This is a genomic window from Streptomyces sp. NPDC098101 (genome assembly GCF_044760185.1).
Taxonomy (GTDB): Bacteria; Actinomycetota; Actinomycetes; order Streptomycetales; family Streptomycetaceae; genus Streptomyces.
This window is the reverse complement of the sequence record NZ_JBIWAS010000004.1, coordinates 5,593-28,612: the sequence shown is the minus strand read 5'-3', so window position 1 is coordinate 28,612 and position 23,020 is coordinate 5,593. Positions and strand designations below refer to the sequence as shown.

Here is a 23,020-nt window from a genome sequence, read left to right as displayed (position 1 = left end):
AGAGCCCCCTCCGGAAGCCGGCGGTGGGGCGCCCCGCGACCTCCTTCTCCTCCTGTGCGGATCGCACGGATCGCGCGATCCGCACGGGGCGGGCACGTCCCCGCGCGAGATCTCCACAGCGCCCGCGGTGAAATCCGCGCGGTGTCTCCCCCTGTGTGCCGCCCCGTGCGAAAGGGCCGTCCACGATCTCGGCGCGCCGAATGCCCGCCCTCCGCTCGACCGTCCCCGTGAAACCTCACCGAAGGTGTCGTCGGCATGTCTGAAAACCTCGCCTTTCCGTCGGAAGAATCCTCCCCCGAATACCTCGAACTGACTACGGCCCAGCAGGGTGTGTGGTACGGACAACTGGTCGATCCGGGCAGCCCGAAATACAACATCGGGGAATGCCTGGAGATTCGCGGGGGGCTCGACGAGAGATTATTCTCCGCCGCGCTCAACCGGGTGGCCCACCTCTGCGACAGCCTGAACCTCGCGTTCGTCACCGACGACGGCTCCGTCCGGCAGCGCGTCGTCCGCCCGGCGGCCGAGACCGACAGGCTGCGCCGGGTCGACCTCACGGGAGCCGACGACCCCGTCGCGGCGGCGGAGCGGTACATGGCCGACGACATGGCCGCCGTCGACCGCCTCGAAGCGCCGTCCCACCACTTCGCGCTGCTGCGGCTCGGCCCGCGGCTCCACTACTGGTACGTCCGCTACCACCACATCGCCGTCGACGGCCTCGGCGGAGCGCTCCTGGCCCGGACCGTGGCCGATTTCTACGCGCGTGCGGCACGCGGCGAGGACCTCGCGGAGTTGGAGCCGCCCACCGGACCCCTGCGCGACCTCGTGGCCGACGAGGCCGCCTACCGCGCCTCCGACCGGCTGGAGGCGGACCGCGCCTACTGGACCGGAAGATTCTCCGACCGCGCCGCCGACGGACACGGCCCCGAGGGCGGCGACGCGGGCGGAACCCCCCTCCTCAGGAGGCGCACGGACCGCCCCGACCCCGCCGACCTGCCCGGACCCGCCGGCCGGTCCGGATCCGCCGACCTGCCCGACCCCGTCGGCCTGTCCGGCAGCAACGGCCGTTCCGAGCCCGCCGACCGCCCCGGGAGCACCGACCAGGCCGGTCCCGGCGCCGTCGACCTGCACACCGGCGAGACCCTCCCCCCGTCCGTGCTCGACGGGCTGCGCCGCCTCGCGACCGGCAACCGCACCACCTGGAGCGCGGTCCTCGTCGCGGCCGTCGCCGCCTACACCGCGCGGGTCACCGGACGCCGCGAGGTCTGCGTGGGCCTCGCCTCCCACGGCCGCCACGGCGCGCTCCGGCACGTGGTCGGGATGACCTCCACCGTCCTCCCCCTGAGACTGGCCGTCGACCCCGGCACGACCGTCGGGGACCTCGTCCGGAGCGTCGCCGCCGAGATGCGCGGAGCCCTGCGCCACCGCCGCTTCTCGCGCGAGCAGCTCGCCCGCGAGCTGAACCTGGCCGACGGGGCGGCCCGCCTGACCGACCTCGTCGTGAACGTCATGGGGTACGACTACGACCTCGACTTCGGCGGCAGCCCCGCCACCTCCCGCCTGCTGTCCATCGGCCCCGTCGACGACGTGTCCCTGTTCGTCTCCGAACGGGCCGAGGGAACCGGCCCGCTGATCGGCTTCGACACCAACCCGGCGCTCTACCACCCCGACGACGTCCGGCTCCACCAGCAGGCCGTGGTCGGCTTCCTCGCCGCGCTCGCCGGAGCGGACTCCGACATACCCGTGCGCGACCTCCCCCTGCTCGACGCGGAGGCCGCCGAAACCCTCCTCGACCACGGGCGCGGCGCCGCGCTGCCGGCCGGGACCACGGCGACGAGCCTGCCCGAGGCCTTCGCCGCACGCGTCCGCACGGCCCCGGACGCCCCCGCCGTCGTGGACGGCGCCACCACCCTCTCGTACGGGGAACTGGCGGAGCGGACCACGGCCCTGGCCCGCGCCCTCACCGGCTGGGGGCTCGGCGCCGAGGACGGCGTCGGCGTCCTCGCCGCCCGCTCGGCCGCCGTCGTGACCGCCTCGGTCGGCGCGGCGGCCGCGGGCACCGCGTACGTGCCGATGGACGCCGACTGGCCGGCCGAACGCCTCGACCGCGTCGCCGGGACCGCCCGGGTCCGGGCCCTGGTCGTCGACGAGGAGGCCGCCGGACGCGACTGGGTGAAGGTGGCCGCCACCCGCCTCCCCGTCCTCGTGGTCGACGCCACGGGCACCGTCCTGAGGGGCGGCCCGGACCGGCCCGGCCCGCTGCCCGGCCCCGTCCACGCCGACCGGCTCGCCTACGTCATGTTCACCTCGGGCTCCACCGGCCTCCCCAAGGGCGTCGGCGTCCGCCACGCCGACGTCCTCGCCCTGGCCGCCGACTCCGCCTGGACCGGCGGCACCTGCGACGCGGTCCTCATGCACTCGGCCTACGTCTTCGACGCGTCCACGTTCGAGATCTGGGTGCCGCTCCTCACCGGCGGCCGGATCGTCGTCGCCCCCGCCGGACTCCTCGACGCGCGCGGGCTCAAGGAGACGACCGCCCGCCACGGCGTGACCGCCGTCTTCCTCACCACGGCCCTCTGCAACGTCATCGCCGAGACCGACCCGACGGCCTTCGGCGGCCTGCGCCTGGTCGCCGCGGGCGGCGAGGCCGCCGCCCCCGACCTGATGGGACGGATGGCCGCCGCCGCGCCCGGAACCCGCGTCCTGCACGTGTACGGACCCACCGAGACCACCACGTTCGCCTCCCGCCACCCGGTCCCGGCCGGCGCCCCGGGCGTCCCGCCCATCGGGCGGCCCCTCGACGGAACGCGCCTGTACGTGCTCGACGACTCCCTCCGCCCCGTGCCCCCCGGTGTCGTGGGCGAGCTGTACGTGAGCGGCGCCGGCGTCGCCCGCGGCTACCTGGGCCGGCCCGGCCTCACGGCGACCCGGTTCGTCCCCGACCCGTACGACGAGGACGGCGGCCGGATGTACCGCACCGGCGACCTGGCGCGCTGGACGGCGCACGGGGACGTCGAGTACGCGGGGCGGACCGACGGACAGATCAAGCTCCGCGGGTTCCGGATCGAACCGGCCGAGATCGAGAACGCCCTGCTCGCCCGCCCCGGCGTCCGCGACGCGCGCGTCCTGGTCCGCGAGGACGCGCCGGGCGACCGCCGGCTCGTCGCCTACGTCGTCCCGGCCCCCGGGGCACCGCGGCCGGACGGCCCGGAGCTCGCCCGCGCCCTCGCCCGCGTCCTGCCCGCCTACATGGTGCCCGGCGCGTTCGTCCTCCTCGACGCGCTGCCCCTGAACGCCAACGGCAAGGTCGACCGGCGGGCCCTGCCCGCGCCCCAGGCTCCCGCCGCCCGGGGGACCGCCCCGCGCACCCCGCAGGAAGAGGTCCTCGCGGGCCTGTTCGCCGACGTCCTCGGAGTGCCCGCCCTGGGCGCCGACGACAACTTCTTCTCCCTGGGCGGCCACTCCCTGCTCGCCACCCGGCTCGTCGCGCGGATCAGGGCCGCCACGGGCGCCGACACCGAACTCCGCGACCTCTTCGAGCACCCCACCGTGGCCTCCCTCGCCACCACCCTCGGAACGACCGGGGAGGCCCGGCCCGCCCTCGTCCCCAAGGACCGGCCCGACCCGCTCCCGCCGTCCTTCGCCCAGCAGCGGCTGTGGTTCCTCAACCGCGCCGAGGACGCGGGGGACACCTACAACGTGCCGCTCGTCCTCGACCTCGAAGGACCCCTGGACACCGGGGCGCTGCGCGGCGCCCTCGCCGACGTCGTCGCCCGGCACGAGAGCCTGCGGACCGTGCTCGCCGAACACGACGGCACGGCCCGCCAGGTCGTGACCGACGCCCCGACCGCCGCGTCCCTCGTCCCCCTCGCCGTCGAGACGCCCCCGGCGGACGAACCGGCCGGCGACTGGGCCGAACGGGCGGTGCGCCGCCTGACCTCCGCGCCCTTCGACCTCACCACCGACCTCCCCGTACGCGCCCGGCTGCTCGCCACCGGCCCCGACCGGCACGTCCTGGTGCTCGTGCTCCACCACGTCGCCGCCGACGGCTGGTCGCTGGCCCCGCTCTGCCGCGACCTCGGCTCCGCCTACCGCGCCCGGACCACGGGCACCGCCCCCGACTGGCCCGAACTGCGCGTCCAGTACGCCGACTACACCCTCTGGCAGCGCGAACTGCTCGGCGACGACGGCGACCCGCAGAGCCCGGTGGCGCGCCGCCTCGACTTCTGGCGCGACGCCCTGCGCGGCGCCCCCGACCTCCTCGAACTGCCCCTGGACCGGCCCCGCCCGACGGTCCCGGACCACCGGGGCGACGCGGTGCCGTTCGACCTGCCCGCCGACGCGTACGCCCGGCTCGGCACGCTCGCCCGCGACGCGGGCTGCACGCCCTTCATGGTCCTCCAGGCGGCGCTCGCCGTGACCCTCCGCGCGCACGGCGCGGGCACCGACATCCCGCTGGGGACCGCGGTGGCCGGCCGGACCGACGAGGCCCTGGACGAACTGGTGGGCTTCTTCGTCAACACCGTCGTGCTGCGCACGGACCTCTCGGGAAACCCCACCTTCCGCGAACTGCTGCGCCGCGTCGCCGCGTTCGACCTCGCCGCCTTCGACCGGGCCGACCTGCCGTTCGAGCGGCTGGTCGAGGAGCTCAACCCGGACCGGTCCGGCGGCCACCACCCGCTCTTCCAGACCATGCTGGTCCTCCAGAACCAGCGGGGGGCCGCGCTCGACCTGCCCGGCGTCACCGTGCGGGACAGGTCCCGGCACACCGGCATCAGCAAGTTCGACCTGACGTTCTCCCTCGTGGAGGTCCCGGAAGCCGACGGCTCCTCCCGGCTCGGCGGCCACCTCGAATACGCCACGGACCTCTTCGAGCACGCCACCGCCCGCGCGCTCGCCGACCGGTTCGCCCGCGTCCTCGCCCACGCCGTGGCCGAACCCGACCGCGCCGTCGACGACTTCGACCCGCTCACCCCGGACGAGCGCGCCGACCTCCTGGAACGGGGGCGCGGCGAACGGCACCCGCTGCCCGCCCTCACCGTGCCCGAGGCCGTGGCGGAATGGGCCGCCCGCACCCCGGACGCGCCCGCCGTGCGCGACCCGCGCACCACCCTCACGTACGCCGCCCTGCACGCGCGGGCCGACGCCCTCGCCCGGGTGCTGCGCGAGCGCGGCGCCGGCCGCGACACCCTGGTGGCGCTCGCGGTCCCCGCGTCGGCCGACACCGTCGTCGCCATGCTGGCCGTGCTGCGGGCCGGAGCCGCGTACGTGCCCGTGGACCCCGAGTACCCCCACGCCCGCATCCGCCAGATCCTGGACGACGCGCGCCCCGTCCTGCTCCTCACCGGGACGGACGTCCCCGACGGCATACCGACGGGCGGCATACCCCGGCTCTCCTTCGACGATCCGGTCGTACGGGCGACCGACCCGTCCGTACGAGCCACCGATCCGCCGGTACGAGCCACGGACGAGGTCATACGCGCCGCCGACCCCGACCCCGACCCCGGGTCCCGGGAGCCCGCCCCGCCCCTCCCGGCCGACGCCGCCTACGTCATCCACACCTCCGGGTCCACCGGCCGCCCCAAGGGCGTCGTCGTCCCCCACGAGGCCCTCGCCCACCACATGGCCTGGATGGCGCGCCACCTGGACCTCACCCCGGACGACCGGGTCCTCGCCCGCACCTCCACCAGCTTCGACGCCTCCGTCTGGGAGCTGTGGCTGCCGCTCGTACACGGCGCCCAGGTCTGCGTGGCGCCCCCCGGCGCCAACCGCGAACCGCGCGAACTCCTCTCCTGGATGCGCCGCTTCGACGTCACCCTGGCCCAGTTCGTCCCCTCCCACCTCGAACTCGTCCTCGCCGAGGAGACCGGAACGCCGCCACCGCCCGCCCTGCGGGCCGTCCTGTGCGGCGGCGAAGCCCTCCCGCGCGCCCTCGCCGACGCCGTCGCCGCCCGGTGGCACGCCGAACCCCACAACCTGTACGGGCCGACCGAGGCCACCATCGACGCCACCGCGCACCGGGTGGACCCGGCGGAGCCCGCCCGCCCGGCGCCCGGCGGATCCGTGCCCATCGGGCGGCCCGTCGACGGGATGCGCGCCTACGTCCTCGACGAGCGGCTGCGCCCCGTCCCGCCGGGCGTCACCGGCGAGCTGTACCTGTCGGGCCCCAACCTCGCCCGCGGCTACCTCGACCGCCCGGGACTCACCGCCGCCCGTTTCGTCGCCGACCCCTTCGACGCGCCCGGCGCCCGCATGTACCGGACCGGCGACCTGGTCCGGTGGAACCGCGACGGGCTCCTCGACCACGTGGCCCGCGCCGACGACCAGATCAAGCTGCGCGGCTTCCGCGTCGAACCGGGCGAGGTGGCCGCGACCCTCCTCGGCCTGCCCGGCGTCACGGCCGCCTGCGCGGTGGTCCGCGAGGACACCCCCGGACGGCGCCGGCTCGTCGCCTACGCCGTCACCGCCGACCCGGCCCCCGGGGCCACCGCCCTGCGGGACGAACTCGCCGGGACGCTGCCGCACCACCTGGTGCCCGAGGCGGTCGTCGTCCTCGACGCGCTCCCGCTGCTGCCCAACGGCAAGATCGACCGGAGCGCCCTGCCCGCGCCCGACGAGGACCCGGCGCAGACGCCCACCGGCCCGCGCACCCTCCGCGAGGACCTGATCGCGGGGATCTTCGCCGACGTCCTGGAACGTCCGGCGGTCGGACCGCACGACGGCTTCTTCGACATCGGCGGACACTCCCTCCTCGCGATGCGCGTCGTCAGCCGCGTCCGCTCCGTCCTCGGCGCCGACCTCGCCGTACGGACCCTCTTCGAGCACCCGACGGCCGCCGCCCTCGCACGGGTCCTGGACCCCGACGGACCGGCCCGCCCGGCGGTGACGCCCGTCCGGCGGCGCCCCGACCCCCTGCCGCTGTCCTTCGCGCAGAGCAGACTGTGGTTCCTCAACCGCTTCGAGGGACCCAGCTCCACCTACAACGTCCCCCTCGTCCTGGAGCTGCGCGGCACCCTGGACGCGGGCGCCCTGCGCGCCGCCCTGCGCGACGTCGTGGAGCGCCACGAGTCGCTGCGCACGGTCTTCCCCGAGCGGGACGGAGTGCCCCACCAGACGGTGCTGCCCGCCGCCACCGCCGCGCCCCGGCCGCCCGTCGAGAGCACGGCCCCCGCGGACCTGGAGGCCGCCGTCCTCGCCGCCGTCCGCGAACCGTTCGACGTGCTCACCGACCCGCCGCTGCGCGCCCGGCTGCTGCGCGCCGCCCCCGAACACCACGTCCTGGTCCTGGTCCTCCACCACATCGCGGGCGACGGCTGGTCCCTGGGGCCGCTGACCCGGGACCTGGGCGACGCCTACCGGGCCCGGCTCGCCGGCCGGGCGCCCGAACCCGCGACCGGCACCCCGCTCCAGTACGCCGACTACGCCCTCTGGCAGCACGACCTCCTCCAGGAGGACGGCGACGTGCTGGAGCGGCAGCTCGACCACTGGCGCGGCGCGCTCGCGGACCTGCCCGAACTGGTCGACCTGCCCCTCGACCGGCCCCGCCCCGCCGTCGCGGACCCCCGGGGCGCCGTGGTCGCCTTCGACGTGCCGCCCGCCCTGCACGCGGACCTCCTCGACCTGGCCCGCGCCTCCGGCAGCACCCTCTTCATGGTGCTCCGGGCGGCCGTCGCCGCGCTGCTGCGCCGGCACGGCGCGGGCGACGACATCCCGCTCGGGTCACCGGTCGCCGGCCGCACCGACGAGGCCCTGGAGGACCTGGTCGGCTTCTTCGTCAACACGCTCGTCCTGCGCACCGACCTGTCGGGCGACCCGACCTTCCGCGAACTGCTCGGCCGGGTCAGGGACTTCGACCTCGCGGCCTACGCCCACCAGGACGTGCCGTTCGAGCGGCTCGTCGAGAGCCTCAACCCCGTCCGCGCCCGGGACCACCACCCGCTCTTCCAGACCATGCTGGTCCTGCAGAACCAGCGGCCCGTCCGCCCCGACCTGCCCGGCCTCACCGTCGAACACCGCCTCGTCCACAACGGACTGAGCAAGTTCGACCTCACCTTCGCCTTCGGCGAGGACGAGGAGGGTGGCGGCCTGTCCGCGGGCATCGAGTACGCCACCGCGCTGTTCGACCGCGCCACCGTCGAGGCGCTCGCGGCCCGGCTCGTCCGGCTGCTCGAACAGGTCGTCGCCGCACCGGACCGGCGCCTGTCCGGACACGACCCGCTCACCCCGGACGAGCGCCTCCGCGTCACCCGCTGGGGCACCGGCCGCGCCCTCACCGCCGAAGCCGCGACCACAACCGGAACCGGAACCGGGATCGAAGCCGGGCTCACCGACGGCACCCTGCCCGCCCTCTTCGCCCGGTGGGCGCGCCGCACCCCCGGCGCCCCGGCCGTCGTGGACGGCGCCACCGCCCTCTCCTACGCCGAGCTCGACCGGATCTCCGCCGGCCTCGCCGCCGCCCTCGCCGGTCTCGGCGTCGGACCCGAGGACTCCGTCGGCGTGCTCCTGGGCCGGTCGCCCGCCGTGGTCGCGGTCTCCCTCGGCACGGTCCGCGCGGCCGCCGCCTACGTGCCGCTGGACGCGCGCTGGCCCGGCGAACGGCTCGACCGGGTCGCCGCCGTGGCGGAGCCCCGCGTCCTGGTCGTCGACGAGGAGAACGCCGCCTCCGCCTGGGTCACCGCACGCGCCGACCGCCTGCCGGTCCTCGTCGTGGACCGGCTCGGACGCGTCCTGCGCGGCGCCCCGGACCGGCCCGGCACCCCGGCGCCCGTACCCGCACCGGACGCCCTCGCCTACACCATGTTCACCTCCGGCTCCACCGGCCTCCCCAAGGGCGTCGGCGTCGGCCACGCGGACGTCGTCGCCCTCGCGCACGACGCGGCCTGGGCGGACGGCGCCGCCGACGCCGTCCTGATGCACTCCGCGTACGTCTTCGACGCCTCCACCTTCGAGATCTGGACCCCGCTCCTCAACGGCGGCCGGGTCGTCGTCGCACCGGAAGGACTCCTGGAGGCCCGGACCCTCGACGCCGCCGTCCACGAACACGGGGTGACGGCCGTCTTCCTGACGACCGCCCTGTTCAACGTCGTCGCCGAGACCGACCCCGGGGTCTTCGCCGGACTCCGCACGGTGTGCGCGGGCGGCGAACTCGCCTCCCCCGACGCCATGCAGAGGGTCGCCTCGCTCGCCCCGGACACCCGGGTCCTGCACGTCTACGGACCCACCGAGACCACCACCTTCGCCACCCGGTACGCCGTCGCCGCCGACCTCCCCGCCGGACCGCCGCCCATCGGCCGCCCCCTGGACGGCATGAGCCTCTACGTCCTGGACGACGCCCTCCGCCCGGTCCCGCCCGGCGTGACGGGCGAGCTCTACCTCGCCGGGCGCGGCGTGGCGCGCGGCTACACCGGGCGCCCCGGCGCGACCGCCACCCGGTTCGTCGCCGACCCCTTCGCGGCCGACGGCGGCCGCATGTACCGCACCGGCGACCTCGTGCGCTGGACCCCGGACGGCCACGTCGCCTACGTCGCCCGCGCCGACGGCCAGGTCAAGCTGCGCGGCCACCGCGTCGAACCCGGCGAGATCGAGAACGTCCTCGCCGGACGCCCCGAGGTCGCCGACGCGTTCGTCCTGGTCCGCGAGGACGTGCCCGGCGACCGCCGGCTCGTCGCCTACGTCGTCCCGGCCGCCGGAGCGCGCCCCGACCCCGGCGAACTGGCCCGCGAGGTCGGCCGCGCCCTGCCCGCCTACATGGTGCCCGGCGCGATCGTCCCGCTGGACGCGCTCCCGCTCACCCCCAACGGCAAGGTCGACCGGGCCGCCCTCCCGGCGCCCGCCCACGACGCCCCGGGCCACGGCCGGGCCCCGCGCACCGTCCGCGAGGAGATCGTCTGCGGCCTCTTCGCCGACCTGCTCGGCCTGCGGACGGTGGGCGCCGACGACGACTTCTTCGCCCTCGGCGGCCACTCCCTGCTCGCCACCCGCCTCGCCGCCCGGCTGCGCACCGTCCTCGACGTGGAGATCGAGGTCAGAACCGTCTTCGAGCACCCGACGCCCGCCGCACTCGCGGCCGTCCTCGACGGGGCGGGCGCGGCCAGGGCACGGCTCGAACGGGTCGCCCGCCGGCCCGACCCGATGCCCCTGTCGTACGCCCAGCGGCGCCTGTGGTTCCTCCACCGCTTCGAGGGCCCGAGCCCCACGTACAACGTGCCGCTCGTCCTGCGCCTCGACGGCCCGCTCGACCCGGACGCCCTGACCCGCGCCCTCACCGACGTGGTCGAACGGCACGAGAGCCTGCGGACCGTCTTCCCCGACACCGGGGGAGTCCCGGGCCAGCGGGTGCTCGACGCCGCCGGCGCCGACCTCGACCTGACGCCCCGCGACGTCGCGCCGGACCTGCTCGACGCGGTCCTCGGCGCCGAGACCGCGTACGCCTTCGACGTCGGCGCCGAACGGCCGGTACGGGCCCGGATGCTCCGCCTCGGGGACGACTCCCACGTCCTGGTGCTCCTCGTCCACCACATCGCGGGCGACGGCTGGTCCCTTGCCCCGCTCGCCCGCGACCTCGGCACGGCCTACCGCGCCCGCGCGGCGGGGGAGGACCCGTCCTGGACCGAACTCCCCGTCCAGTACGCGGACTACACCCTCTGGCAGCGGGCGCTCCTCGGCGACGAGGAGGACCCGTCCGGCACGGCCGCGCGCCAGCTGGAGTTCTGGCGGACCGCGCTCGCCGGACTGCCCGACCTCCTCGACCTGCCGCTCGACCGGCCGCGCCCGGCCGTCGCCACGCACCGGGGCGACGCGTTCGCCTTCCCCGTCGACGCCGCGACCCACCGCGCCCTCGCCGACCTCGCCCGGTCCCGGGGATGCAGCCTCTTCATGGTGCTCCAGGCCGCGCTCGCGGTCCTGCTCCGCGCGCACGGCGCCGGAGAGGACGTGCCCCTGGGCACGCCCGTCGCGGGACGCACCGACGAGGCCCTCGACGACCTGGTCGGCTTCTTCGTCAACACCCTGGTCCTGCGCACCGACCTGAGCGGCGACCCCACGTTCGCGGAGGTCCTGGACCGGGTGCGGGAGTTCGACCTCGCGGCCTACGCCCACCAGGACGTGCCCTTCGAACGGCTCGTGGACGCGCTCGACCCCGAGCGGGCCCAGAACCGCCACCCGCTCTTCCAGACCATGCTCGTGCTCCAGAACCACGCCGGGGCGAGCGTGGACCTGCCGGGCCTCACGGTCACGGAGCAGCCGGTCCGCACCGGCATCAGCAAGTTCGACCTGACGTTCACGTTCACCGAGCGCCGGGACGAGGAGGGCCGCCCCGCCGGCCTCGACGGAAACCTGGAGTTCGCCACCGACCTCTTCGCCCACCCCACCGCACACGCCCTCGCCGCCCGCCTGACCCGGCTCCTCGGCGCGCTCGCCGCCGCCCCCGACCGGCGGATCCGCGCGGTGGAGGTCCTGACGGCGGACGAGCGGACCGCACTCGTCCGAGGCGGCCACGGACCCGCCCGTACGGTACGGGCCCGGACCGTGCCCGAGGCGTTCCGCGCCCAGCGCGACCGCACCCCCGGCGCCGTCGCCGTACGGGACGGCGGACGGAACACCACCTTCGCCGAACTGGACGCGCTCTCCGACGCCCTGGCGCGGCTCCTGCGCGGGCGCGGAATCGGCCGCGGGGACGTGGTGGCGCTCGCGACGCCCGGCACCACCCACCAGGTGGTGGCCATGCTCGCGGTCGCCAAGGCCGGTGCCGCGTGGCTGCCGGTCGACCCGGAGTACCCCGCCGCCCGGCTCGGCTTCGTGGTCGACGACGCCCGGCCCGCCCTCCTCGTGACCACGGCGGCGACCCTGCGGACGCTGCCGGACCTGCCGGTGCCGGTCCTCGCGGTCGACGGCCCGGAGGCCGCGGCGGAGCCCGTACCCGCATCCGTACCGGACGCCGTGCCGCACCCGGAGGACGCCGTCTACGTCATCCACACCTCCGGCTCCACCGGCCGCCCCAAGGGCGTCGTCGTCACCCACGCCGCGCTCACCAACCACATGGCCTGGATGGCCGGCCACCTGTCCCTCACCGACGCCGACCGCGTCCTCGCCCGCACCTCGCCCAGCTTCGACGCCTCGGTGTGGGAGACCTGGCTGCCGCTGCTGCACGGCGGCGCCACCTGCCCGGTGCCGCCGGCCCTCAACCACGACCCGGCCGGGCTCCTCGCCCGGATGCGCCGGGAAGGGGTGACCGTCGCCCAGTTCGTGCCCTCGCTCCTGGCCCTCGTCCTCGGCGAGACCGAGCGCGAGGAACCCCCGGCCTCCCTCCGGGCCGTCCTCTGCGGCGGCGAGCCGCTGACCGCGTCCCTGGCCGAACGCGCCGGACGCGCCTGGGGCGCCGAGGTGCACAACCTGTACGGGCCCACCGAGGCCACCGTCGACGCCACCGCCCACCGCCACCGGCCCGCCGACGCGACGGCGTCCGGCACGCGGGACACCGGCACGGTGCCGCTCGGCCGCCCCATCGACAACACCCGCGCGTACGTCCTCGACGACACCCTCGCCCCCGTCCCGCCGGGCGTCGTGGGCGAGCTGTACCTGGCGGGCGAGGGCCTGGCACGCGGCTACCTCGGCCGCCCCGGCCTGACCGCCGAGCGGTTCGTCGCCGACCCGTTCGGACCCCCGGGAACACGGATGTACCGCACGGGCGACCTCGTCCGCCGCGCCCCGGACGGCCTCCTCTCCTACGTGGCCCGCGCCGACGACCAGGTCAAACTGCACGGCCTGCGCATCGAACCCGGCGAGATCGAGGCCGCCCTCGCCGCGCTCCCCGGCATCGCCGCCGCCTCCGTGCTCGTCCGCGAGGACCGGCCCGGCGAGCACCGCCTCGTCGCCTACACCGTCCCCGCGCCCGGCGGCCCCGGCCTCCCGGACGCCCGGGAGCTGCGGGAAAGCCTGACCGCCTCCCTCCCGCCGTACATGGTCCCCGCCGACTTCGTCCCCCTGGACGCGCTGCCGCTGCTGCCCAACGGCAAGACGGACCGGCGCGCGCTCCCGGCCCCCGCCCGGCCCGCCGCCGAGGCCGGGCGGCCGGACGGCGGGAAGCCGCGCACCGCGCGGGAACGGATCCTGTGCGACGTGTTCGCCACCGTGCTGCGCGTGCCCGAGGTCCGCACCGACGACGACTTCTTCGCCCTCGGCGGCGACAGCATCCTCTCCATCCAACTGGTCAGCCGGGTCCGCGAGAACCGGCTCGGCATCACCCCCCGGGACGTCTTCCTGCACCGCACGCCCGAGGCCCTCGCGGCGACCGCCGAGGAGCTCGACGGACGCACCCCGGCACCGGCCGACGACGGCGTGGGCACCATGCCGCCCACCCCCATCGCGGCCTGGTTCCTGGACCGGCCGGGACCCACGGACGGCTACAACCAGTCCGCGGTCCTGCGGACCCCCGAGGACGCCGACGAGGAACGCCTGGCCGCCGCGCTCCAGCTCCTCGTCGACCACCACGACATGCTGCGGGTGCGGGTCACCCGCACCGCCGGGGGCGAACCGGCCCTGGAGACCCTGCCCCGGGGCACCGTACGGGTCCGCCCCCGGCTCACCCGGATCGACGTCGCGGGACGGGACGCGGACGAGATCCGCGCCGCCCTCGCCGAGGCGGGCGAGCGGGCCAGGGAACGGCTGCGGCCCGCGCACGGCGAGGTGTTCGAGGCGGTGTGGTGCGACGCCGGCCCCCGGACGCGCGGCCGTCTGCTGCTCGTCGTGCACCACCTGGCGGTCGACGCGGTGTCCTGGCGGGTCCTCGCCGAGGACCTGGTGACGGCCTGGCGGGCCGTGTCCGCCGCCACCGGGCCGGCACGTGCGTCCACCGGAACCGGTACCGGCACGGACACCGGCACCAGTACGGACACCGACTCAGGGACCGGCCCCGCCTCCGTACCGGCCCCGGAAACCCCCGTTCTCCCGCCCGTCACCACCTCCTACCGGTCCTGGGCGCGACTCCTCGCCGCCCAGGCGAGGGAAGGCACCCGGGCGTCCGAACTCCCGCTCTGGGAGACGGTGGCCCGCGCCTCCGACCCGCCGCTCGCCGACCGGCCCCTCGACCCCGCGCGGGACACGGCGGGCCGGACCCGGACCCTGACCACCCACCCGGCGGCCGCCCGCACCGAGGCCCTGCTCACCACCGCCCCCACCGCCTTCCACGCGGGCGTGGACGACGTCCTGCTCACGGCCCTCGCCCTCGCCGTCCGCTCCTGGCGGACGCACCGCGCCGACCGGACCGGCGCACCGCGCCCGGAGGGCACCGGCGTCCTGATCGACCTGGAGAGCCACGGCCGCGAGCAGCTCGCCGCCCACCTCGACCTGTCCCGTACGGTCGGCTGGTTCACCAGCCTCTACCCCGTCCTGCTCGATCCCGGCCCCCTCGACCCGCGCGATCCGGGCCGCTTCGACGCCGGCCTCGTGGACCGGGCCGTCAAGCGCGTCAAGGAACAGCTGCGGGCCGTACCGGACCACGGCATCGGCCACGGCGTGCTGTACCGCCTCGACCCCGGGGCGCGGGCCCGCCGCGACGGGGCGGCCGAACCCCAGATCGGCTTCAACTACCTCGGCCGGTACGCGGCCGCGGACCCGGCGGACGGCGGGGACGCCGACTGGCAGGTGGTGCTCGACGGCGGCGGCCCGGCCGCCCAGGACCGGGACATGCCGGTCCACCACGTCCTGGACATCAACGCCCACACCGAGGACCGGCCCGGCGGGCCGCGCCTGGTGACGCGCTGGACCTGGCCCGCCGACCTGCTCGACGAGGAGGACGTGACGGCCCTCGCCGACGCCTTCGACCGGGCCCTCGGCGCGATCGCCGAACACGCCGCACGGCCCGACGCGGGCGGCTGGACGCCGTCCGACCTTCCCCTGGTCTCCCTCGACCAGACCCAGCTCGACCGACTGAAGAACAAGTGGGGTGGACGCAAGTGACCGGGTTCCAGCTGGAAGACGTACTGCCGCTGACGCCGTTGCAGGCGGGGATGCTCTTCCACGCGCTGTACGACTCCGACGCCGTCGACGTCTACACCGCGCAGTTCGTCTTCACCCTCGAAGGGTCCGTCGACCCGACCGCCCTGCACGCCGCCGTCGGAACGCTCCTGCGCCGGCACGCCAACCTCCGCGTCGGCTTCCTCCACGAGGACCTCGACGAACCCGTGCAGGCCGTCGCCGCCGACGTGCCGGTGCCCCTGGAGCGGCACGACCTCACGGCGCCGGACGACGGACGGACGGTCGAGGAACGCGTCCGCGCCTTCCTCGCCGCCGACCGCACCCGGCGCTTCGACCTCACCACCCCGCCGCTGATGCGGTTCTCCCTGCTGCGCACCGGACCCGACCGCCACCGCCTGGTGATGACGAGCCACCACATCCTGCTCGACGGCTGGTCGATGCCGCTCCTCGTGCGCGAACTGTTCGAGCTGTACGCCCACCGGGGCGACGACCTCACCCTGCCGCGCGTCACCCCGTACCGCACCTACCTCGCCTGGCTGGCCGGACAGGACGGGCCCGCCGCCCTCGACGCCTGGCGCACCGCCCTGGCGGGCGTCGAGGCGCCGACGCTGCTCGCCGGACGCGGCGCGGCACGGGCGGCGCGCCCGGACGAACTGCCCGAGACCCTGGTCCTCGAACTCGACGCGGTCACCAGCGAGCGGTTACGGGCGACCGCCCGCGCCCACCGCCTCACCCTCAACACCCTGGTCCAGGGCGCCTGGGGCCTGCTGCTCTCCCGGCTCACCGGCCGCCCGGACGTCCTCTTCGGCACGACCGTGTCCGGCCGCCCGCCGGAGCTGCCCGGCGTCGAGTCGATGATCGGCCTCTTCATCAACACCGTGCCGGTGCGGCTGACCCCCCGCCCCGGCGAGACCCTCGCCGCACTCCTCACCCGGCTCCAGGACGAACAGGGCCGGCTGCTCGGCAGCCAGCACGTGGGACTGACCGAGATACGCGCGACGACCGGCCTCGACACCCTCTTCGACACCCTCGCCGTCTTCGAGAACTACCCGCTCGACGAGGAGACCCTGCGCACCGCCCGGCAGGGACTGCCCGGCCTGACCGTCACCGGGTTCGAGGGCACGGACGCCGCCCACTACCCCCTCACCCTCACCATCGCCCCCGGCACCACCCTGCGCATCACCTTCGGCTTCCGCCCCACCGCCCTGGACCGCGAGGAGACCGCCCGCACGGTCGCCCGGATGCGCCTCCTCCTCACCACGCTGGCCGACGGCCTCGACCGCCGGGCCGACACCGTGTCCGTCCTCCTCGACGGCGAACGCGAGACGCTCCTCGCCCGGGGCGAGGGCGCCGCGCTCCCGGCCGCCGTGCTCACCACGGGCCTCCCGGACGCCGTCGCCCGGCACGCCGCCGCCCACCCGGACGCCGTCGCGGTGTCCGGAGCCGGGGAACGGCTCACGTACGCGGAGCTGTGCGCCCTCGCCGACGACCTGGCCGGCACCCTGACGGGCCTCGGCGCGACCGCCGAGGAGGGCGTCGGGCTCCTCATCGGCCGCTCGGCCGCCCAGGTCACCGCGCCGCTCGGAGTCCTGCGCGCGGGTGCCTCCTACGTACCCCTGGACCCCCGCTGGCCCGACGACCGGCTCTCCCGGGTGACCGGGGCCGCCGCGCCCCGGCTCCTGATCGTCGACGAGGGAACCCGTACGCACCCCTGGGTGCGGGCGCTCGGCCCTGGGACGCGGATCGTGACCGTGGACGCCGCCGGCCGCGTCCGGGACGGCCGCCCCGCCGCCCCCGGCCCGCTGCCCGCCGCCGTCGGCGGCGCCCGGCTCGCGTACACCATGTTCACCTCCGGCTCCACCGGCCTGCCCAAGGCCGTCGGCGTCACCCACGCCGACATCGGCGCGCTCGCCGCCGAACGGACCTGGGGCGACGGCGCGACCGACGCGGTCCTGCTGCACTCGGCCTACGTCTTCGACGCCGCCACCTTCGAGATCTGGGTGCCGCTGCTGCGCGGCGGCCGGATCGTGGTGGCACCGGACGGCGTGCTCCAGCCCGAGCGGCTCAGGGAACTCGTCGCCCGGGACGGCGTCACCGCCGCGTTCCTCACCACCGCCCTCTTCAACGTCTTCGCCGAGACCGACCCCGGCGCCCTCGGCCTGCTCCGGCTCGCCGCCGCCGGAGGGGAGGCCGCCGCCCCCGGAGTGCTCCAGCGGCTCGCCGCCGCCCACCCCGGCACCCGCGTCCTCAACGCCTACGGGCCCACCGAGGCCACCACCTTCGCCCTCCTGCACCGGGTCACCGCCGACGAGGACCCGGACGGCACGCCGCCCGTCGGCCGCCCCCTCGACGGGGTGCGCGCCCTCGTCCTCGACGCCTCGCTGCGGCCCGTGCCGGACGGCGCCGAGGGCGAGCTGTACCTGGCGGGCCCGGGAGTCGCGCGCGGCTACCTCGGACAGCCGGGCACGACCGCCACCCGCTTCGTCGCCGACCCCTCGGACCCGGCCGGCGGCCGCATGTACCGCACCGGCGACCTCGTGCGCCGCACCCCCGACGGGAACGTCGTCTACGCGGGCCGCGCCGACCAGCAGGTCAAGCTGCGCGGCCACCGCATCGAGCCCGGCGAGATCGAGGCCGCCCTGCGCGCCCACCCGTCGGTGCGGGCCGCGTGCGTCGTCGTCCGCGAGGACCTGCCCGGCGACCGCGCCCTGACCGCCTACGTCGTTCCCGCCCCCGGCCGCGCGACGCCCGACCCGGCCGCCCTCGCCGCGCACGTGGGCAGCCGCCTGCCCGCCTACCTGGTGCCCTCGACCGTGCAACTCCTGGACGCGCTGCCGCTGACGCCCAACGGCAAGCTCGACCGGGCGGCCCTGCCCGCGCCCACCGCCCCGCCGGCCACCACCGGCCGGGCCCCGCGCGGCGCCCGCGAGGAGATCCTCGCCGGACTGTTCGCCGACGTGCTCGGCCTGCCCCGGGTCGCCGCCGACGACAACTTCTTCGCCCTGGGCGGCCACTCGCTGCTCGCGACCCTGCTCGTCGGCCGGATCCGCACCGCCCTCGACGCCGAGACCGAGATCCGCACGCTCTTCGAACACCCCACCGTCGCCTCGCTCGCCGCCGCCCTGGAGGACGCCGGCCGGCCGGCCCGCCCGCCCCTGACGGCGCGGCGGCGGCCCGACGCGCTCCCCCTGTCGTACGCCCAGCGGCGGCTGTGGTTCCTCCACCGCCTCGACGGCCCCTCGGCCACGTACAACATCCCCTTCGCCGTGCGCCTCGACGGCCCCCTCGACACGGACGCCCTGCGCCGCGCCCTCCACGACGTCGTCGCCCGCCACACCCCCCTGCGCACCGTCTTCCCCGAACGGGAGGGACACCCGGTGCAGCACGTCCTCACGCCCGGGGACGCCCGGCCGGTGCTCCCCGTCGACTCCGTCGACGAGGACAAGGGCGCGGACCGGATCACCGAGGCCGTGGCCGAACCGATCGACATCGAACGCGAACTCCCGCTGCGGGCCACCCTGCTGCGGCTCGCGGACGAGTCCCACGTCCTCGTCCTCGTCATCCACCACATCGCCGCCGACGGCTCCTCCCTGGCCCCCCTCGTCCGCGACCTGGGCACCGCCTACCGCGCCCGCCTCGCCGGAGCGGCCCCCGCCTGGACCCCGCCGCCCGTCGACTACGCCGACTACACCCTGTGGCAGCGGGAACTCCTCGGCGACGAGGAGGACCCCGACAGCCCGGTCTCCCGGCAGCTCGCCTTCTGGCGGGACGCCCTGGCCGGACTGCCCGCCTGCGTCGAACTGCCCCGGGACCGCCCGCGTCCCCCCGCGCCCCGCCACGAGGGCGCCACCCACCCCTTCGCCGTCGACGACGCCACGGCCCGGCGGATCGCCGGACTCGCCCGCGAGAACGGGTGCAGCGTCTTCATGGTGCTCCAGGCGGCCCTGGCGCTCCTGCTCTCCCGGCACGGCGCGGGCGAGGACGTTCCCCTGGGCACGGCCGTCGCCGGACGCACCGACGAGGCGGCCTCCGACCTGGTCGGCTTCTTCGTGAACACGCTCGTCCTGCGCACCGACCTCAGCGGCGACCCGACCTTCCGCGAACTCCTCGACCGCGTCAAGGAGTTCGACCTGGCCGCCTACGCCCACCAGGACGTCCCCTTCGAACGGCTCGTGGAACTCCTCAACCCGGCCCGCGCCCAGCACCACCCGCTGTTCCAGACGATGCTGGTGCTCCAGAACCACGCCCCCGCCGACCCCGTCGACCTCCCCGGCCTCACCTCCCGCGGCGTCCCGGTCGACCTCGGCGTCAGCAAGTTCGACCTGGCGTTCACCTTCGTGGAGACGCCCGGCGACGACGGCGCCCCCGGCGGCCTGCGGGCCTCCGTCGACTACGCGACCGAACTCTTCGACGCGGCCACGGTCCGGGGACTGGCCGACCGGCTCGTCCACCTGCTCGGCGCCGTCACCGAGGACCCGGGCCTGCCCCTGCACGCCTACGACGCGCTCGGCGACGCCGACCACGCGCGGCTCGCACGGTGGGGGACCGGTCCGCGCGCGGACCTCCCGGCGGAGACCTTCCCCGCCCTCTTCGCCCACCGGGTGCGGCGGACCCCGGACGCCCCGGCCGTCCGCGACGCCCGCACCACCCTGACCTACCGCGAACTCGACGCGCGCGCCGACGCCCTCGCCCGGCGGCTCGCCGCCCGCGGCATCGGCCCGGAGGACCGGGTCGCCGTCGCCCTGCCCCGCGACACCGGCCTGGTGGTCGCACTGCTCGGCGTGCTCAGGGCCGGAGCGGCCTACCTGCCCCTCGACACCGACTACCCGGCCGCCCGCCTCGCGCACATGCTCGACGACGCGGCCCCCCGCCTGCTCCTCACCACCCCCGAACTGCACCGGAGCCTCCCGCCGACCACGGTCGCGCACCTGTACCCGGTACGTCCGGGAGACGGCGGACCGGACGCCGACCCGTCCGTCCCCCTGCCCGTCCCGGACCCGGCCCACCCGGCGTACGTCATCTACACCTCCGGCTCCACCGGCCGCCCCAAGGGCGTGGTCGTCACCCACCGGGGCGTCGGGGCGATGGCCGCGACCCAGCGGGAACGGCTGCGGCTCACCCCGGACAGCCGCGTCCTGCACCTGGCGTCGGTGAGCTTCGACGCCGCCTTCTGGGAGCTGTGCATGGGCCTGCTGTCCGGGGCCTGCCTGGAGATCGACGCGCGCGACGCCCTGCTGCCCGGACCGGCCCTCGCCGCCCGGGTCCGCGACCACGGCATCACCCATCTGACGCTCCCCCCGGCCGCCCTCGCGGTGATGCCGCCGGAGTCGCTGCCCGCCGGGACCACGATCGTCCTGGCCGGCGAGGCCTGCCCGCCCGCCCTCGCCCGGACCTGGGCGCGCGGACGGCACCTCGTCAACGCGTACGGCCCCACGGAGACCACCGTCTGCGCCACCATGAGCGGCTTCCAGCACCCGGACGGACCGCTCGCCCCGCACCGCACGGTGCCGATCGGCGGGCCCGTCGACGGCACCCGGGTCCGGGTCCTCGACGACCGGCTCGCCCCCGTACCGCCCGGCGTGGTGGGGGAGCTGTACGTCTCCGGCGAGGGCCTGGCCCGCGGCTACCACGACCGGCCCGGGCTCACCGCCTCCCGCTTCGTGGCCGACCCGTTCGACCGGGCGGGCGGCCGCATGTACCGCACCGGCGACCTGGCCCGCTGGAACCACCGGGGACAGCTCGAATACATCGGCCGCGTCGACGACCAGGTCAAGCTGCGCGGCTTCCGCATCGAGCTCGGCGAGATCGAGGCCGCCCTCACCGCGCTGCCCGGCGTCGCCGCCGCCTGCGCCGTCGTACGGGAGGACCGGCCCGGCGACCGCCGCCTGGTCGCCTACACCGTGCCCGCCGAGGGGACGACGGGCCCCGACGGCCCGGAGGTGCGGGCCCGCCTCGCGGACGTCCTGCCCGACCACATGGTGCCCTCCGCCCACGTGAGCCTCGCCGCGCTCCCCCTCACGCCCAACGGCAAGACCGACCGCAAGGCCCTCCCGGCGCCCGAGGAGCCGCGCACCGGCGGACGCGCGCCGCGCACGGACCGGGAACGGGCGCTGTGCGAGGTGTTCGCGGAGACGCTCGGAGTGCCCCGGATCGGCGTCGCGGACGACTTCTTCGACCACGGTGGACACTCCCTGCTCGCCGTGACCCTCGCCCAGCGGATCGAGGAGCGGTGCGGCCGGCGCCTGTCGCTGCGCGCCCTGTTCGCCGCCCCGACGGTCGAGGGAGTCGCCCGCCTCCTGGACGACGCGGAGGACGCCGCCGCCGCGCCGGACGGGCCCGGACCGGTCGACTGGTCGGCGGAGGTCCGCCTCGCCGAGGACGTCACCGGCACCGGACGGACGCCCGTGCGGGCCGAACCGGGACGGCCGCGCCCCTCCCGCCCCGCGCCCCGGCCCTTCCTGACGGGCGCCTCCGGCTTCCTCGGCGCGTTCCTGCTGCGCGACCTGATCGAGACGACCGGCGAACCGGTCGACTGCCTGGTCCGCGCCCGGGACGAGGAGGACGGCGCCCACCGGCTGCGGGAGAACCTGCGGCGGTACGGCCTGTGGCGCGACCGCTACCGCGACCTGATCCGCGCCGTGCCCGGCGACCTCGCCGCCCCGGGCCTCGGCCTCGCCCCGGAGACCCGCGCCGCGCTCGTACGAGGCCTCGGCCCCGTGCTGCACAACGGCGCACGGGTCAACTTCGCGGCCGGCTACGGCGACCTGCGCGCCGCGAACGTCGCCGGGACCGAGGAACTCCTGCGGCTCCTCGCCGACTCCGACTCGCCCGGGATGCACTACGTGTCCACGACGAGCGTCCACGCCCCGTCGGCCGGACCCGTGACGGTCACGGAGACGACGCCGACCGGCCCGGCCGGGGACCTCCCCGACGGCTACGCGCAGAGCAAGTGGGTCGCGGAGGGCCTGATCGGCCTGGCACGCGAACGCGGCCTCCCGGTCACCGTCCACCGGCCCGGCCGCATCAGCGGCGACACCGCCACCGGGGCCTGCCAGGACCGCGACCTGCTGTGGCAGCTCATCAAGGGCTGCCTCCAGGCGAAGGCGGTCCCCGACCTGCCGCACGGCTCGACCGGCTGGGTGCCCGTCGACTACGTCAGCGCGGCGGTGGTGGCCCTCGCGTCGGCCGGACGCGGCGGCACGGAGACCTTCCACCTCACCCATCCGGACGCACCGGACCTGGAACGGGTCTTCGCCACCGCCGGGACCCTCGGCTACGAGCTGCGCCGGGTGCCCGCCGAGGAGTGGCGGGCCCTCGTCGCGGCCCGCCCCGACAACGCCGCCCAGCTGTTCCTCGGCGAGGGCGGGAAGGCCGGGGGAGCGGTGGACGGGCGCCGCTTCGACTCCCGCCGCACGGCCGCCGCGGCGGCGGAACTCGGCGTACGGCCGCCGGCCCTGACGGAGGAGGTCCTCGTGCGCTACCTGGCCTACTTCCGGGGGACGGGCTTCCTGCCGGCCCCGGACGCCCTCTAGGAGGTCAGGGACTCCACCGTACGAGTGACCGAGTCGTAGCTCCGGGCGGACGTCCACGCCCCGGCCGGCGGGGAGAACACCTCGTCGGCCGGTACGTCCCAGGAGGCGTCGCGCCCGCGGCCGAGCGTGACGTGGGGAACCCAGCGGGCCGGATCGAGGAGGGGGTTCGGCCTCCCGCTCCCCGGCGCTTCGCGCAGGGTCCGCCACACCTCCCCGTGCAGCCGGAGCAGCGCGTCGTCGGGCCGCACGGCCCACGCGAGGACGCGGACCCGGCCGGAGAACCGCACGAGCCCGTCGAGCCGCAGGGGGACGGGCAGGGCCTCCGCGAACAGGCGGAGCAGCCGGGCGCGCACCTCCGCCGGCAGGCCGTCGGCCGAGGCCAGGGTGAGATGGGGCCGGTTGGTCGGATGGCGGTGCCCGGCCAGGCTGGGCAGACCGGCGTCCGCCAGACGCCGCCACGCGTCCCGGACGACCCGCTCGGTCGACGGGTCGGGCAGCAGTTCCACACTGTGCAC

The 23,020-nt window shown here is 76.5% G+C and carries 3 protein-coding genes; 2 read left to right on the top strand and 1 reads right to left on the bottom strand.

Annotated elements, in window-relative coordinates:
• The first annotated feature begins 255 nt into the window (after positions 1-255).
• On the top strand, positions 256-14,955 hold the full coding sequence (locus tag ACIQVI_RS18755) for an amino acid adenylation domain-containing protein (RefSeq protein WP_403596974.1): 14,700 nt from the start codon (positions 256-258) through the stop codon (positions 14,953-14,955).
• Positions 14,952-22,505, top strand: coding sequence for an amino acid adenylation domain-containing protein (locus tag ACIQVI_RS18750; RefSeq protein ID WP_403596971.1), 7,554 nt, complete (start codon positions 14,952-14,954; stop codon positions 22,503-22,505). Before ACIQVI_RS18755 ends, ACIQVI_RS18750 begins: the two co-directional genes overlap by 4 nt.
• On the opposite strand, the gene ACIQVI_RS18745 is transcribed toward ACIQVI_RS18750, so the two are convergent.
• Positions 22,502-23,020 carry a 2'-5' RNA ligase family protein gene (locus tag ACIQVI_RS18745; protein ID WP_403596968.1) on the bottom strand — a complete coding sequence of 173 codons (519 nt, stop codon included), beginning with the start codon at positions 23,018-23,020 and terminating at the stop codon, positions 22,502-22,504. The genes ACIQVI_RS18750 and ACIQVI_RS18745 overlap by 4 nt on opposite strands.